Origin of the sequence: Bacillus sp. FSL R9-9492, assembly GCF_038007365.1 — a bacterium.
Classification (GTDB): domain Bacteria; phylum Bacillota; class Bacilli; order Bacillales; family Bacillaceae_G; genus Bacillus_A; species Bacillus_A mycoides.
Genome location: NZ_JBBOXC010000001.1, coordinates 2263901 through 2280074, shown reverse-complemented (window position 1 = coordinate 2280074; position 16174 = coordinate 2263901). Strand labels below are relative to the sequence as shown.

18 protein-coding genes and 1 pseudogene are annotated in these 16174 nt (G+C 34.0%); 5 read left to right on the top strand and 14 right to left on the bottom strand.

Translation table 11 applies throughout. The features are described 5' to 3' along the window. The first annotated feature begins 164 nt into the window (after positions 1–164). Positions 165–1655, top strand: a complete 1491-nt coding sequence (locus tag MKY70_RS11525) for a WXG100 family type VII secretion target (RefSeq protein ID WP_341024291.1) — start codon at positions 165–167, stop codon at positions 1653–1655. Between the two features lie 25 nt (positions 1656–1680). Continuing rightward, the gene (locus tag MKY70_RS11520) at positions 1681–2022 is read left to right on the top strand and encodes a hypothetical protein (protein WP_088032852.1); all 342 of its coding nucleotides are present in this window, start codon (positions 1681–1683) and stop codon (positions 2020–2022) included. 58 nt (positions 2023–2080) lie between these two features. On the opposite strand, the pseudogene MKY70_RS11515 reads toward MKY70_RS11520, so the two are convergent. From MKY70_RS11515 to asnB, 8 genes and pseudogenes are all read right to left on the bottom strand, one after another. Beyond that, positions 2081–2149 (bottom strand): annotated as a pseudogene (locus MKY70_RS11515) (N-acetylmuramoyl-L-alanine amidase); the annotation flags it as partial. 204 nt (positions 2150–2353) lie between these two features. Further along, positions 2354–3001: a nitroreductase family protein gene (locus tag MKY70_RS11510; RefSeq protein ID WP_088032849.1), complete on the bottom strand. Its 648-nt coding sequence runs from the start codon at positions 2999–3001 to the stop codon at positions 2354–2356. Between the two features lie 98 nt (positions 3002–3099). Beyond that, positions 3100–3975, bottom strand: coding sequence for a D-amino-acid transaminase (gene dat / locus MKY70_RS11505; RefSeq protein WP_088032847.1), 876 nt, complete (start codon positions 3973–3975; stop codon positions 3100–3102). Between the two features lie 132 nt (positions 3976–4107). Beyond that, positions 4108–5070 (bottom strand): ABC transporter substrate-binding protein, encoded by a 963-nt coding sequence (locus tag MKY70_RS11500; protein WP_002127211.1) that lies wholly within the window; start codon positions 5068–5070, stop codon positions 4108–4110. A gap of 234 nt (positions 5071–5304) precedes the next feature. Then, on the bottom strand, positions 5305–6291 hold the full coding sequence (locus MKY70_RS11495) for an N-acetylmuramoyl-L-alanine amidase (RefSeq protein ID WP_088032845.1): 987 nt from the start codon (positions 6289–6291) through the stop codon (positions 5305–5307). Between the two features lie 106 nt (positions 6292–6397). After that, positions 6398–6733: a hypothetical protein gene (locus MKY70_RS11490; protein ID WP_341024289.1), complete on the bottom strand. Its 336-nt coding sequence runs from the start codon at positions 6731–6733 to the stop codon at positions 6398–6400. 45 nt (positions 6734–6778) lie between these two features. Further along, on the bottom strand, positions 6779–7138 hold the full coding sequence (locus MKY70_RS11485; protein WP_002012705.1) for a GNAT family N-acetyltransferase: 360 nt from the start codon (positions 7136–7138) through the stop codon (positions 6779–6781). A gap of 91 nt (positions 7139–7229) precedes the next feature. Then, a complete protein-coding gene (gene asnB, locus MKY70_RS11480; protein ID WP_002012706.1) occupies positions 7230–9131 on the bottom strand; it encodes an asparagine synthase (glutamine-hydrolyzing) in 1902 nt (633 codons plus the stop codon). Positions 9132–9348: 217 nt separating this feature from the next. Here asnB and MKY70_RS11475 point away from each other — a divergent pair, with 217 nt between their 5' ends. Then, a complete protein-coding gene (locus MKY70_RS11475) occupies positions 9349–9816 on the top strand; it encodes an Hsp20/alpha crystallin family protein (RefSeq protein ID WP_002012708.1) in 468 nt (155 codons plus the stop codon). 36 nt (positions 9817–9852) lie between these two features. On the opposite strand, the gene MKY70_RS11470 is transcribed toward MKY70_RS11475, so the two are convergent. Continuing rightward, entirely contained in the window at positions 9853–10440 is a 588-nt protein-coding gene (locus tag MKY70_RS11470; protein ID WP_088032839.1) for an SCO family protein, read from the bottom strand. Between the two features lie 335 nt (positions 10441–10775). On the opposite strand from MKY70_RS11470, the gene MKY70_RS11465 reads away from it, so the two are divergent. Next, positions 10776–11750, top strand: coding sequence for an MBL fold metallo-hydrolase (locus MKY70_RS11465; RefSeq protein WP_341024286.1), 975 nt, complete (start codon positions 10776–10778; stop codon positions 11748–11750). A gap of 182 nt (positions 11751–11932) precedes the next feature. Here the strand turns inward: MKY70_RS11465 and MKY70_RS11460 are convergent, their stop codons facing one another. The 4 genes from MKY70_RS11460 to MKY70_RS11445 form a co-directional block, all read right to left on the bottom strand. Beyond that, positions 11933–12775, bottom strand: coding sequence for a DegV family protein (locus MKY70_RS11460; RefSeq protein ID WP_060750483.1), 843 nt, complete (start codon positions 12773–12775; stop codon positions 11933–11935). Between the two features lie 153 nt (positions 12776–12928). Then, on the bottom strand, positions 12929–13180 hold the full coding sequence (locus tag MKY70_RS11455) for a DUF2535 family protein (RefSeq protein ID WP_002158010.1): 252 nt from the start codon (positions 13178–13180) through the stop codon (positions 12929–12931). 328 nt (positions 13181–13508) lie between these two features. Further along, the gene (gene tatC, locus MKY70_RS11450; protein WP_088032835.1) at positions 13509–14252 is read right to left on the bottom strand and encodes a twin-arginine translocase subunit TatC; all 744 of its coding nucleotides are present in this window, start codon (positions 14250–14252) and stop codon (positions 13509–13511) included. A 53-nt stretch (positions 14253–14305) separates the two neighbouring features. Beyond that, the gene (locus tag MKY70_RS11445) at positions 14306–14485 is read right to left on the bottom strand and encodes a twin-arginine translocase TatA/TatE family subunit (protein WP_002012719.1); all 180 of its coding nucleotides are present in this window, start codon (positions 14483–14485) and stop codon (positions 14306–14308) included. Positions 14486–14698: 213 nt separating this feature from the next. Between MKY70_RS11445 and trhA the strand changes: the two genes are divergently transcribed. Further along, entirely contained in the window at positions 14699–15355 is a 657-nt protein-coding gene (trhA, locus tag MKY70_RS11440) for a PAQR family membrane homeostasis protein TrhA (RefSeq protein ID WP_002118985.1), read from the top strand. Positions 15356–15402: 47 nt separating this feature from the next. Here trhA and MKY70_RS11435 read toward each other — a convergent pair whose 3' ends face one another. Continuing rightward, a complete protein-coding gene (locus MKY70_RS11435; RefSeq protein ID WP_002065190.1) occupies positions 15403–16122 on the bottom strand; it encodes a lysophospholipid acyltransferase family protein in 720 nt (239 codons plus the stop codon). Positions 16123–16174: the final 52 nt, after the last annotated feature.

Genomic DNA, 16174 nt, shown 5'->3' with positions numbered 1-16174 from the left:
CGGCTACAATTGTGGCTCTTATTGTTACTTTACATACACATAGGCTTTATTTACAATTAAACAGATCTTATTTCACATAAATATTATTATACTAATCTAAAGTTTCCGTATTTACATTTTTTCTTTTTACCTCATAATTTTAATTGGGGAAAGGGAGGAAAAAAATGGTTCAAATCAAAGTAACACCTGAAATGCTAGAAGAAGTTGCTAATCGTGCAAATAATACCAGAATCGCATTAGAATCTATACATAATAATCTATGTAATGAAATAGATCATTTGTGTTTTCAATGGATTGGTGCCTCTAATCAACAATTCATTCAAATGTTCAATGATGCAAGACCAAAAGCTTTTACATCTATCAATTCGATTATAAAAGTGGAAGAGGATTTGAAACGAATTGCCGAAAAATTCCGTACTGCAGATGCTTCATATGACGAAAATCTTGAAGAAGGAGCAATGTGTGGTCCGTTAAATAGTGAGAAAAAAGATGAATCTTTACGTGACAAAGTTTGGCATGGTCTCAAAGAAACTTATGAAGATCTTAGTAAAGTAAAAAATTCAGATGATTCTTTATATGATAAATTTAAACATGGTATCGATGCAGCGTATAAAGATGTGAATAAAATAAAAGACGCTATAGATGATGAAATTGAATCTACTTTTGAAAAAGCTGGATTAGGTGTCCCTTATCACTTTAAAAAGGGAATAGGCGACGCTATAGGTGATGAATTATTAGGACTTGCAGATGCAGTTATCCATCCGATTGACACATTTAATAACACGATTGAAGCCGTTTCTCACCCAGTCGATACGTTCAATGCGATAAAACAAACAATTTCTGATTCTTGGAATCGTGATGTTACCAATGGTAACTCGTATAGTAGTGCAGAATGGTATGGAAGCGCGACTGGTCATACTATATTGGCTGTTGGACAACTATTCGTAGGAACAAAAGGCGTGGATAAAATCGCAATGTTGAAACCTGGCGCAAAATTATCTGAGATTTCACGAACCGCTAATCAAAGCTTGCAAGACGCTGCGTCCTTATTCAATCGTAATCACAATGAGTTTGCTTTAGCTGGCGGAAATAATATACGCTCTGCATTTGATACACCTGATTTTAGAAAAGCTGAAGAAAAACTATCGACTCATCAGTTTGCTAAAGACGAGTCTGGTTCTAGCAGAAATAATCCTGTTAATGAAAATCATACTTCATCACTCTCTACTAGCGAAATCATATCTAGTTTACAAGAAACTGAGAATTCCCGGTCAAACTCACTTAAACATATCCTTGAAGGGGAAATAAACCGGAGAGGCGAAGCAATGGGGTACCACTCAGAGTTTTTAGAGAATACTCACGGAAGAATAATTCCCGGCACAGATCGTAGAATTAATGATTATGGGGCATACAAAGCCCAAGTGGAAGTGAATGGGATTCCTAAGGCGGCGAATGGTGGCTATTCTACCTTTTTCCCTAAAGATTGGCATCCACAACAAATCGTAGACAATATAAACGAGGCATACAGCAATAAAATTCACATGGGTGGTAATACTAATATCTATGATGGAGTAGGGATAGACGGCCTACCTATTCGTTTGTTTTTAGATGGTAATGGTAAAATTATTTCTGCATTTCCAAGACAAGGTCGATAATTTAATTTTTAAGGGAGAAAATAATATGGATTACAAATTTGAGTTACTTAGTACAGGAAGTTTAGTTATTAGACTGCCAAAGGAATTCGATATTTTAGAAGCTTTTTTAAATGTAGAGGTATCTGAATTCGGTGATTGGATCGCAGAAACTGTAGATAAAGTTTTAAATGAAAAAAGTGATTATGAAAAAATAAGTGCGAATATTTTTGGGGCAGATGTTCGAAAAGATAAAACTGTTATATTTAATAAGTATGATGAGGATGAAATCGAAATCCCTCTTGAAATAGAAACTATTACATTAAGAAATCTAATAGATATTTGGTTAAATGAACACACAAAATTGAAAACCGAAAAATATAACAATTAAATGATGTTACATACAGCACGAAAAAGGCCGCCTATAATAGGTGGCCCTTTTCGTTAAATTAACGCACATTCACATACGTATCAATAGCCGTAATATAGAAAACTTGCCCATGACTATTATGCACTTTACAATGAAGAAAATAAATCCCGAGAATATCGAATTACGAACTAACATTTTATGATTTGATGTATAACGTATATATTTTTTTGATTCTCATCATTACAACGCTATAAACGGAAATACAAAAGGATAATCAGCCTACATAATAGACTAACTATCCTATAACTTATTACCTAATTTTAATCATTTCAATGTCTTTTCTACATAACATTTAGAAAATAAATGTTGTAATCTCATCAACTTCTTTTCGAGAAAGTTTCTTCGGCTTATCTTTCGGAAACCCGAGTGAAATTACCATATTAATTTGTTTTTGAGGCTCAATTTGTAAATATTGTCGCAGTTCATCTTGAGCTAATAATACAGGTCCTGTCATTGGACAGGTCCCCAGTCCTCTCGCATGTGCAGCCAGCATTAAGTTTTGTGCTGCTAAACAGCTACTCTTAATTCCTTCCTCTTCCCATATTGAATCAGGAACGAAGGCAATTGGATCAAATATCTTTTCACGAAACTTTGATTCATATGGTGTTGCCAAACATACGATTAATACTGGCGCCTCAGAGAAAGCTGTCGCATATGGACCGAAAGAACGTGTAAGTAATTTCCCTGCTTTCTCTTCTCCATTTTCTGCTGCTTTTGCTGCAAGTTTATGTAATGCATCCCATGTCATTTGTTCAATTTCTTTAATTTTCTCTCGGTTCATAATGACCAAGAACTCCCACGTTTGTGAGTTCGTATCACTCGGTGCATAACGAGCACAATCAATAATTTCTTTTATATCACTAGTGGATACTTCTTGTTCTGTAAACTTTCTAACACTTCGTCTACCGTGAATTACTTCTTTAAAATCTTCATAATTCATATATTAAATCCCCTTTTTACAGCGTTTTCAAAACTTGTCCTATGGTTGAATTATATCATGAAAAAAAGCTGGGGGAATACCAGCTTTTTTCCTCATTATTAATTTGTCACTTTAAACAAACTAATACTTTCTTCATATGCAGCTTGTAGTTTTTTCGTAATTGTTCCTCTTTCGCCGCTCCCAAACTTCTCATCACCAATTTGAACAACAGGGAATATTTCAAGTGGTGTCGCTGTAAAGAAACATTCGTCAGCCTCGTATACTTCTTGCAATGAGAATTCACGCTCTTCTACTTCAATATGTAAAACTTTCGCTAATGTAATAACGTAGTGACGAGTAATGCCGTGTAGAATGAAATTATCGGCCGGATGTGTAATTAATTTATTATTTTTCACCATAAAGAAATTCGAATGACACCCTTCTGTTACAACTCCATCTCGTACTAATATCGCTTCTTGATACCCTTGCTCGTTTATTTTATTTTTAATCATGATATTAGGTAGAAGGTTTAAAGATTTTATATGACAGAACTTCCAGCGTATATCCTCTTCTACAGTAACCTTTATTCCTTGTTCCATAGTAGCGGTAGGTCTTGGAAACAAAACAATATTCGCAAAATATGTTGGCTGTAAATCTTTTTCATACACATGATTTCGAGCTTGAGCTCCACGTGATATTTGAAGATACACATTCCCATCCTCTTGAAATTGATTTCTTTCAATCATTTGATGAAGTTCTTCAACTAACTCTTCCTTTGTAAACGGCGGAACAATATTTATTTCCCTCATAGATTTAAAAAAGCGTTCCAAATGTAAGTCTAATAAATGAGGCTTCCCATCGTATAGCCTAAATACTTCATATATGCCATCACCAAATTGAAAGCCCCTCTCCTCTAATGGGACCATCGGCTGTTCTTCCTTCGTATTCACAATTCTTCCGTTAAACAAAATCCAATCTTTATGAGTAGCTTTCATTCCTTTCCACTCCTTTATTCCATGATTGGTTTTATTGTACAACTTATCCACACTTAAAAGAAGGAATTTTCTGTATTTAACTAAACAAAAAAAGTACATCACCTATTTAAAGTGATGCACTCAACCATTCATTTATTTCAAAAAATATTTTTCAATATCATCTAGCATTAAGTTTGCAGCTTTAATACCGCCTGCTGTATTCCAAATTACTTCATCCACTTGGAATACTTTATTGTCTTTAGAAGCCTGCAGCTGCTTAAAGAGTGGGTCTTCTGTCCATTCTTTTGCTAACGTGGTTCCTTCGTTATTCTTATCTGCATCTTTATCAGATGTGAAGTAGAATATGTAGTCCCCATCCATATTCGGAATTTGCTCTTTTGTAATTCCTTTTATCGCAAACTCATCTTTATCTTGTAGTGGTGGTCGCTTAAATCCAATATCATTTAAAACAGCACCTGAGAATGAGTTTTTCTGATAAATACGAACGTCACCTGGTACGAAGCGAATAATAGAAACTTTAGAATTCAATTTATCTCCTAACTTCTCTTTCATTCCTTCAATACGTTTTTTATAATCTTCAAGAGCCTTTTGCCCTTCTTTTTCTTTATTTACAGCTTTTGTATAGAGTGTAAAGTTTTCTTTCCAATCCCCGCGCAATGTTTCAGCGTACACAGTTGGCGCTATTTCGTTCAATTGCTCATATATTTTTTCATGACGCATTTTATTCCCGATAATTAAATCTGGCTTAAGCTTCATAACTGCCTCTAAATTAATATCACGCTCAGTACCTACAACTTTCGTATCTTTTAAATCTTTCGCTAAATGAGGATACCATTCATCACCAGCACGTGGTTTTGTAGTTCCAACTGGTGTTACTCCGACAGCTAAAAGCGCCTCCGCACCCTCATTTGTTAAAACAACTACTTTTTTAGGTGTACCATTTACTGTTGTTTCACCCATTGCATGCTTTACAGTATACGAATCTTTTGCTTTAGCCGATGTATCATTTTCTTTTTTCTCTTCTTTGCTACACCCTGCAATTATTACCATAAGTATCATAATGCAGAACATAAATATTTTTTTACTATGTACCATATGTCCTCCCTAGATGAAATCGATTATCATTAACAATTAAAGATTAATGTATATTACATACATTGTCAATGTATATCAGAAAACTTTTTTAATATATACAATTTAGATTCTATCCGCTATTCAAATGTTTATTTTTAAAATAAAGTGTATAAGTATGAAAATAATAAACGTTCTTAAAATGCGTATCTACGTTATACATAAATACGCATTCATATTACATTATAAATTCATTTCCTAATATTGATTATATTTAATATATGATGGATCATTGTACACCCATTGATTTCCACCAAGGTTCAACCAACCGTTTTGATTAATATATACTAAATAAGATTCTGGATTATTTAATTTACGAATAACTGAAGAAGATGTTGATGGACCACTTCTTAAATTCACATTCGTTCCTTGTATATATGCGACACCAATTGCACTTCCATCACTATTGCTCGTCTTTACAAAATTAATGTACGAAGGGTCATTATACACCCATTGTCCATTTCCTAAGTCCAACCATCCATTACTTTCCTGATATACGACATACGACTCTGGGGAGTTTAGTTGACGAATAACCGAAGAAGACGTTGATGGACCACTTCTTAAATTCACATTTTTCCCAAGTATATAGGCGATCCCCTTCGTTTGTGGTGTTGGCTGGGGATTTGGAGGATTGGGATTTGGAGCAACTCCAAAAATAGCTGCTATCCCATTTGCATACGCTTGACTTAAGTCTTCAATAAATTGTGGATTTTTCAATAAATTAGCATCAAACGTTGTATCAATAAAGGCAGTCTCTGTTAAAATTGCATCCATTGCAGTCTCTCTTAGTACCGCATAATTTGCTTTTTTGGCTCCTCGGTCACGAAGACCGTATTTTGTTAATACAGGATTGACTGCTGCATGCATCTTTTGTTGCTTTTCATATGCGGAACTACTATTAGATAGCGCGTTGTAAATATAACTTTCAAATCCAGTTCCACCGCCACTATTAATGTGAAATGAGATAAAATAATCTGCACCAAATGAATTAGCAATATTAGCACGTTCTGATAAAGAGATAAACACATCACTATCACGTGTCATTTTAATATTGATTGGATAATTTGCAGATAAAATATCTCGCACACGTCTAGCAATTTGAAGTGTTAACTCTTTTTCCACTAACCCATTACCAACAGCACCAGAATCATATCCACCATGCCCTGCGTCTATAACAAGTTTCATATATCTTTTTCGTTCCTTTCTTTATTGTAATAAGCTTTCATTTCTACTCGTCCTATTTTATGTTAATTGTACAAGTTCCGTTACAAGTACAAATAAAAAAACCCCCTTATGTAAGGTGGTTTCTATCGCTTTGCTTTAGCCAATTTAAAATGAATATATACGATTGATAATGGATGTAACGTATGCAAAATAAAAGAAATAAAAGAAATATCCCACCGCCGCTATATAGCAACCCAAACTTCAAAAAGATGTTCAAAAGAGGTGGGAAATACGTTATGTTTTGCAATACAAATAGCATACAAAACAAAATTAAAAATACGGGAATATATTGTAATTCATATGGTCTTCTCTTCTTATACATTCTTTTCCGAATAAAAGTCTGGCATAGTTCTGCTACTATAAAACAACCTCCAACTAATACAAGACCAGAAGTTATCGTCATACGTCCACCTACCTTATATTCATATCATCACCTAATCAATATTCACTATATTTTCTTTACATATATCCCATTTTCCTCAATAAAACCAGATCCCTCTATGAAAGATTTAGCTTGTTCCGTAAACATCTCTTGCAATACTTTTATTTCTTTCACATTTCTCTGTTTCATCATTTCTTCAAATGTAAAATACGTATTTGTCCCGTATCCATAACCTTGATAATCAAAATGAATAATTAACTGTGACAAAATAGCACTCTCTTCTTGAACGCTATAATCTATTACACCAATATATGTATCATCAACCTTTACACAATACTGAACCTTTTTCTCATCTAAGCTGTGTGAATGAAACATTTCTTTTACAGCGCTTTCATTTTCTGTATTTACTTTCTCAAACGTAATCATATGTTGTCCATCCTTTTACTATTATTGTATCAATAATAAATGCAATTTATGAAAAAAACCTTAAGATCGAATGCGACCTTAAGGTTTTTTATTAAACTAAGCTATACGCACGCTTTGTTTCTTCGTGGAACTTATTCGTATCGTATTTATGCTCAACATAAATTTGATGCCATACCATAAACGCAAGTACAGTCCAAATTTTACGGCTATAATCGCCTTTATCTGCACAATGTGCTTCCAGTAAGTTTAATACATACTGTTTTTCGATTAAATGCTCAGTTTTGCTTTCTTTAATAATATTTACAGCCCAATCGTGCATTTCATCTTTTAACCAGTGACGAATTGGTACTGGGAATCCAAGCTTTTTACGATCTAACACGTGATCCGGAACAATTCCACGAGCAGCTTCACGTAATATAGCTTTCGTTGTTCCGTTTGCAATTTTAAATTCTGTCGGAATTTTAGATGCAACGTCAAATACTTCTTTATCTAAGAACGGTACACGAAGTTCTAATGAATTTGCCATCGTCATTTTATCAGCTTTTAATAAAATATCGCCGCGTAACCATGTGAACATATCAATGTACTGCATTTTACTTACATCATCATAATCTTTAATTTCGTTATACAATGGTTTCGTGATATCCATATAGTTAACACTTTCATCGTAATACTTCATTAATTCAGCTTTCTCTTCTTCACGGAAGATTTTCGCATTTCCATAGTAACGCTCTTCGATTGGCGTACATCCACGCTCTAAGAAGCTTTTTCCTTTAAACCCTTCTTTAAGAGCACCACTTAATGCCTTTAGAACACTCTTTCCTGGGCTAGGAATGTAAGAGAACATTTTTAACGAGTTTGGCTCACGATAAATGTTATATCCACCAAATAGCTCGTCTGCACCTTCACCAGAAAGAACAACCGTTACATGTTTACGCGCTTCTTTCGCAACGAAATACAATGGTACAGCTGCTGGATCCGCTAAAGGATCATCCATATGCCAAATGATTTTGGGGAACTCATCCATAAATTCTTGCGCTGTAATGAATACGTTATGGTTTTTAACTCCTAATTTCTCAGCAGTTTCTTTCGCAACATCAACTTCACTGAAACCGCGTTGTTCGAAACCAATAGAGAATGTTAATAGATTTGGATTCATTTCTCTTGCGATAGAGGCAATAATAGATGAATCGATACCACCAGATAAGAAAGAACCTACTGGTACATCACTACGCATATGTACTTTTACAGAATCGTATAATACATCACGAATTGCTTGGATATGCTCCTCTTTCGTTGCGCTTGAAGCGTTGAAATAAGGATTCCAGTAGCGATGGATTTCCATCTCTTTACCGATTTCTTTTACGAAGTAATGACCAGGCTCAATTTTGTTAACATCAATTGTTAATGTTTCTGGCTCTGGACCATATTGGTACGTAAAGTAGTGTTGTAGTGACTTTGGGTTTACCCCTTTGTCTTCCATTACATGCATAATACTTTTCTTCTCAGATGCGAAGAATGTAGTATCACCTTGTTGTGCGATGTATAAAGGCTTAATACCGAAGTGGTCACGTGCACCGAAAAGTGTCTTTTCTTCACGATCCCAAATCATAAATGCGAACATACCACGAAGGTAGTCTACACATTTTTCTTTCATATGTGCATACAATGCAATGATAACTTCTGTATCAGATTGTGTAGCAAAAGTTGCACCTTTTTCAAGTAACATTTCACGTAGTTCTACATAATTGTAAATTTCACCATTAAAAATAATTACATATCGATCATTTTCATAAGTTAACGGCTGATGTCCTGCCTCTAAGTCAATGATACTTAAACGGCGGAAGCCAAATTGTACATGTTCATCACGAAAATATCCTTCGTCATCTGGACCGCGGTGGAAAATCATCGTGTTCATATTTTCAAATTGATGTTTTTCTGTTTCTGAAAACTCTCTAGGGTTTTCACATAAACATCCTACAAAACCACACATACTTCTTACCCTCTTTCAGTTTTCATTCTGTCTCAATACTACTATATCAACCCTATTTATACTAGCATAATCAACTGAATATGGCGACCAAAAACTATAAAAAACTCACTCCATTTCACATTTTTAACATTTTTTTATGAAAACATGAAAACTAGGCACTCACCTTTCTCCGCTTTTGTCATATGATATTGCAAATTGATTTCTAGGAGGTAATACCATGAGTGAAGAAAAAAAAGATTCTTCTCGCCCACCGGTTCGTAATTATTTAAAACAAATTGATGATTTTTTCGAACAAACGCCTCTTCGTGGCGTAATTGCTGATTTAAATCATTTTTTCCAAAAAGGAAACCGTTTATTAACATTCCCAGTAGATTTATACGAAGTTGGTGACGAACTCGTCGTTACAGCCGAACTACCAGGTATACAAAAAGAACAAATTCAAATTGAAATACAAAGCGAATACTTAAAAGTCTCTGTAAAAGAAGATATACTTGAAGAGACGGAAGAAGAACAAACATCTCATAACTATTATCGCCGAGAACGTTCTATTTCAGAAGCGTCAAGAATTATTAAGTTACCATATTTAATTAATAAAAAAGCAACGAAAGCTTCTTATCAAAACGGTGTATTAGAAATTCGCGCACCGAAATTACCACAACAGCATGACATATTATCCATAGACTGAATACTAATAAAAGAAGGGTGCTTAGCACCCTTCTTTTTAAGAAGCTAATCGCTTCATATCACGTATAATATCTTCGTATGGCGTATTGCTAATGCCGCTATATTTTTTCATTACTTTTCCATTTTGATCGACTAAGAAAAATGATGTACCGTGTATTACTTGCCCATTCTCTGGTTTATCTACAAGCGATTGGAAGTTATCTTTTGAAAACTTTGTAATATCCTCCAGTGAATAACCTGTTAACAAGTTCCAGTTACTTGTATCCTCTGTAAACTTTTGAATGAATGCTTTCAAATTTTCTGGTTTATCAAGTTCAGGGTCTACACTAAACGAAACAAACTGAACGTCTAATTTCTCTTCCTTAGCCATTTTCTGTAATTTCGCCATATTAGCAGTCATTGGCGGACAAACTGTTTGACAGTTTGTAAACATGAAATCAGCTACCCAAACTTTCCCTTTTAAATCTTTTGTACCAAACGGCTTTCCTTCTTGATTTGTAAATTGGAAAGTTTCCAAATCCCAGTTTAACGGTTTACGGAGTTTTGCCCCTGAACTGCTACAACCTGCAAGTACAAAGAGACATAACACAACCATAAGACCAATTAACTTTTGATAACGCTTCATTATTAAACCTCTTTTCTCTATCCTTAATTTATGTAAGTTATGTATATCATAACAAAAGTAAACACTATGAGAAAATTGTTTACATCATTTGTTCACGAAATCGTACGAATTTACGTATGTTACTTCTTTATTTCAAGCGAATTACTAGACAAAATATATTTTACTACTATTATTTCTCTAACCATTATTTGCGAAACGAAGTTCATTGTTAAATTTGTAAATAAATCTCCCTATTTTTTTACAATTACTTAAACATTAATCCATGTTAAACACTGTATTCCTTAACAACATTTCGGTACAATACAACTACAACGATTTTAAATGAGGTGATGTTCATGGCAAAGCGCTATGAAAATATGGATAATGCAAGTACAAAAAAATCAATTCGCTCCTTCTTACGTTGGCGTAAAGAGAGAAAGCAAAACAAAAAAGACTTTTCTTTTCTAGTAGAACAATCACCTGTTAAACAAAGTAAATTTCTACTAAATAACTTTAAAAAAACGACTGTCACATGGATTGGTCATTCAACTTTTCTCATTCAAACGAACGGCTTAAATATTTTAACAGATCCAGTATGGGCAAATAAATTAAAGTTAGTTCCACGACTTACTGAGCCAGGGCTCACTATAAAAGAACTACCTAAAATCGATATCGTTCTTATTTCACACGGTCATTACGATCATTTAGACTTTTCATCTCTTCGTCAACTAAATGATGATACCTTATACCTTGTTCCTATTGGGCTAAAAAAATTATTTACTCGTAAAAAATTCACCAATGTAGAAGAATACAACTGGTGGGAAAGTACAACAATTGATGAAGTCTCTTTTCACTTCGTACCTGCCCAGCACTGGACGAGAAGAACATTATTTGATATGAACACCTCTCACTGGGGAGGATGGATCATTGATAATATGACTTCTTCAGAAACCATTTATTTTTGTGGTGATAGTGGTTATTTCCAAGGATTTAAAGAGATTGGCAAACGTTTTTCAATCGATATTGTACTTATGCCAATTGGTGCCTATGAACCAGAATGGTTTATGAAAGTATCCCATGTTTCACCGGAAGAAGCTGTGCAAGCCTATCTAGATATAAACGCTACACACTTTATTCCAATGCACTACGGTACTTTTGCGCTAGCAGATGAAACGCCGAGGGAAGCTGTAACACGGCTTCGTAATAACTGGAATTTACGCATGCTACCGTGGGAACAACTTCATGTTCTCTTTTTGGGCCAAACTTTCACTTATAGCCCTACTGTTCCAGATAAAGAACTAGAAAAAATCACAGAAATCTCTCATGTATAACAGAACTACTTTTTTGAATAATTTATCATATACTATAGAAAATCGAAAAGGGTGTTTTCCATGAACGATTATTTACAGACTCGCTATATCATTAGCGGAAGCGCCTGTATTGCCCTTCTCATTTCTTACTTCATATACACATAAAAAAGCTACTTGAAAATTCATTTCAAGTAGCTTTTTTATTACTCTGCTAAATACATAAAACCAATTGCTCCTGGTCCTGTATGAGTACTGATAACTGGTGTTGTATAGAAAATCTCTGATTGAGTGAATCCATTCACTTTTTCAACAGCAGCTTTTACACTTTCTGCTAAAGGAATTGCTTTAGCATGTGGAATCGCAACAGCTTTCACTACTTTTCCAGCAGTATCTTCCTCGAATATTTTAGCCAATGTTTTTACAATCTGCCCTTGGCTACGTACTTTCGTTACCGGATTATATACGCCGCCTTCTAAACTTGCGATTGGTTTAATATTAAGTAAAGAACCAATAAGTGCTTTACCTTTACCAATGCGTCCACCTTTTACTAAGTTTTCTAATGTATCTACGACAACATATAAACGAGTATTCTTTCTTACTTCATCAATACGTTTTAAAATATCTTCTAGTGAGCATTCTTCTTTTGCCATTTTTGCAGCTTCAATTACTTGATATGCTAAAGCATGTGTAATGAATTGAGAATCAACAACTGTTACTTTTGTATCTGTCATTGATGCAGCGCTATTCGCTGTTGCGACAGTACCGCTCATTCCACCTGTCATATGAATGGAAAGTACTTCACTTCCATCTTCGCCTAGCTTGTCATACATTTCTACAAATGTACCCATAGCCGGTTGTGATGTTTTTGGTAATTCTTCTGATTTAATCATTTCTTCAATAAATTCATCCGGTTGCAAATCTACACGATCTAAGTATGTTTGTCCATTTACAGAAATAGATAATGGTAGAACATGAACATCATACTTCTCAATCACTTCTGGAGATAAATCTGCCGTTGAATCTGTTACAATTTTAATTTTTTGCATATTATATTCTTCCCTTTCCAATACGCTCTCCCTGTTATTATACTAGTATTCCCGATGCTTTCAACAATTTCGAATAAATTTCACCAAATTAATTATATTTTTATACCTAAAATGAAAAAGACAGAGCCTACCTAACTCTGTCCCTGCTGTGTATTATGCATTCTTTTCAAGAGTATTTGTTTTATATACATTTGAATAATCATTCCACTTCAAACAACTTTGTAAATATTCACGGAAAGAGTACGAGACTCTTGGGTTTTTATGTTTTTGAATCTTTGCAATAAACAATTGAAGACGAGACTGAATTAGAAACGCTAATGGATGCTGTGTTTGTAGGACAGGGATTTCAAATATTTTAATACAATTCCCTGTTGCATGAGTAAAATAAAAACTTTTCGTAATCACAATATCAATCCTCTTTTTCGTTGGATTTTTGAACTTCCTCCACTTTATTCTTTAACACGTTTTTTAGTGTAGGTTTCCTATGAATACTAAAATATCCTTAAGCTGCCCCGTTTAGAAGTTAATACTTCATTTATATCCACCTAATTCGAACCCTGTCCTATATATCCTTTGAGACGGGAGTCTTATTACCCATATATAGCTTGATAACTTCAGTATAAACTTATAAAAATGAAAAGTTTGTCTAAATTTTGGAGATTCTATAATTTTTTTCTTCTATATATTGTATACAATTATAGCTAGAGTATAACAAATAAATTAAAAAGTGCCTTTATAACGAGGCACTTTTCGACTGTGTATCTTCTTCTCTTTTCTGTTTTCGTTTACTAACTATCTTTGATAAAGCGATACTAATTTCATAAATACAAATAAGCGGTACCGCTACTAAACTATGTGATAAAAAATCTGGCGGCGATATACATGATGCAATTATAATCAACACGACATAAGCATATCTTCTTATTTTCTGAAGAAATTCTGCCGTCAGAAGACCTATACTCGTTAAAAACATAACAACTACAGGTAATTCAAATATAACAGCAAACGGAACTGTTAAATTTAATACGAAATGAAAATATTTTTCCGTTGTAAACATTGTATTAAACATCTCATTACCAATTGTAGTTAGGAAATGAAATAAAAATGGCATGACGATAAAATAACCGAAAGATAGGCCTGCTATAAATAATATAGACAATACCGGTATATACATTAATGTCATTTTTTGTTCATTGGGCTGTAAACCTGGTTTTACAAATAACCAAATTTGTATCGCAGCAAAAGGAATTGTACAAACGATAGCAAATACTGTAGCAATCGAGAAAAAAATCCACAACACATCACTTGGACCGAGAACAGTTAATTTCATTGGTAAATCTTTTACAAGCCAAAAATAAATATCCTTCGTAAAAGTAAATCCAATAATTAAAAATAATACAAAGGATAATACTGTATATATTACTCGTTTGCGAAGCTCAACAATATGTTCTACTACGCTCATTTCCCGATCTTCCATCTCGTTCACCACACTTTATTTATCCATTCCGAGAAAAAATTCATCAGATTCTTTTATTTATTTTTTTCCTTCTCTTGAAATGCCTCATCAGTCAATTCTTTTGTTGATTTTTTAAATTCTTTTAACGTTTCCCCTAAAGCTTTCCCAATTTCCGGTAACTTTTTTGGGCCGAATAAAATTAACACTGCTACTAAAATTAAAATTAACCCTGGAAAGCCAATATTTGAAAACATTTCCCCATCCCCTTCATAAGTAGATTCCTTGTCCTACTATTCCATAAGTTCATTTTGTCAAAAAATTTTGTAAACGTCAATGTATCCGTTGTCTTTTGTCAAAAAAATTCAAAAATAAAATCAATTATACAAATATCATTTTCTATTCCTTTTGTATATGATATGGTTAAGGAAAATATAACTTATCTCAATACAGTGAAAGGAATTAACATTATGACGCAAAAAATTACAAGAATGACCCAATTTGTAAAAGAAGAAATTGCGAATGCAATTACCCATGGTATCGGTGCCATTTTAAGCATCCCTGCCTTAATCATATTAATTATTCATGCTTCCAAACATGGTACAGCATCTGCTGTTGTTGGTTTTACCGTTTATGGCGTAAGCATGTTCCTTCTATACTTATTTTCTACACTGCTACATAGTATCCATCATCCAAAAGTAGAAAAGTTATTTACCATTTTAGATCACTCCGCCATATATTTATTAATTGCCGGCACGTATACACCATTTCTACTCATTACACTGCGTGGCCCGCTCGGTTGGACTTTACTCGCAATTATTTGGACCCTTGCGATTGGTGGAATTATTTTCAAAATCTTCTTTGTTCGTCGCTTTATTAAAACATCAACATTATGTTATATCATTATGGGTTGGCTCATCATCGTTGCCATTAAACCCCTTTATGAAAATTTAACCGGTCACGGCTTCTCACTACTATTAATAGGCGGCATTTTGTATTCTGTCGGAGCTATATTCTTCCTTTGGGAAAAGCTTCCGTTCAATCATGCCATTTGGCATCTCTTCGTACTAGGCGGTAGTACAATGATGTTTTTCTGCGTACTGTTTTATGTCTTACCCGCAGCATAAAAAAACATAAAAAAAGTTTCAGCTTGTTTAAGCTGAAACTTTTTTTATTACTTATGTAATTGAGATGCAATAATATCTTTTGTATGCTGTGTTAACTCTTTAGCATCCATACTTGCATATTCTTCAGGTGTAATTGGCTTAGAAATCGTTACTGTTGCATGAGCTGGTTTCATACGATTTCCATTCGCTTCAAACATTTTATATGTACCATCTAACGTTACAGGTAAGATTGCTACACCAGATTTTACTGCTAAGTGAAAACTACCCGCTTTAAACTCTCCAATTTCGCCACCCTTACTTCTCGTTCCTTCAGGGAAAATTACGATAGAATGTCCATTCTTTAATAGTTCAATTCCATCTTTAATTGCCTTAAGAGATTGACGGCGATCGCTGCGGTCCATGAACACACAATTCATTAGTTCCATCCATGTTGGTACAACCGGAAACTTTTTAATTTCCGCTTTTGAAACGAATCCAATTGGCTTATTTAAGTAACCTAGTAAAACAGGAATATCCATATTACTTTGATGATTACTTACAACTAGCACCGGCTTGTCTTTTGGAACATTTTCAAGTCCCTTTACTTCTACAGTCGATCCAGTTACACCCACCATTTTCTTACCAAACCAGTTTGTTGTTTTATACACAACACTATCTTTTTCTTGCGGTGACATCGCATTTGCTTTTCTTTTTATACGCCACAACCTTGGTGTAATCGCAATTACGATTAAAATTAAATAAAAGATTTTAAAAAACGTTTGAATCATACAGAACCCCCACCTATTATCATTCCGACCTTCATTATACTAGACAAACGAA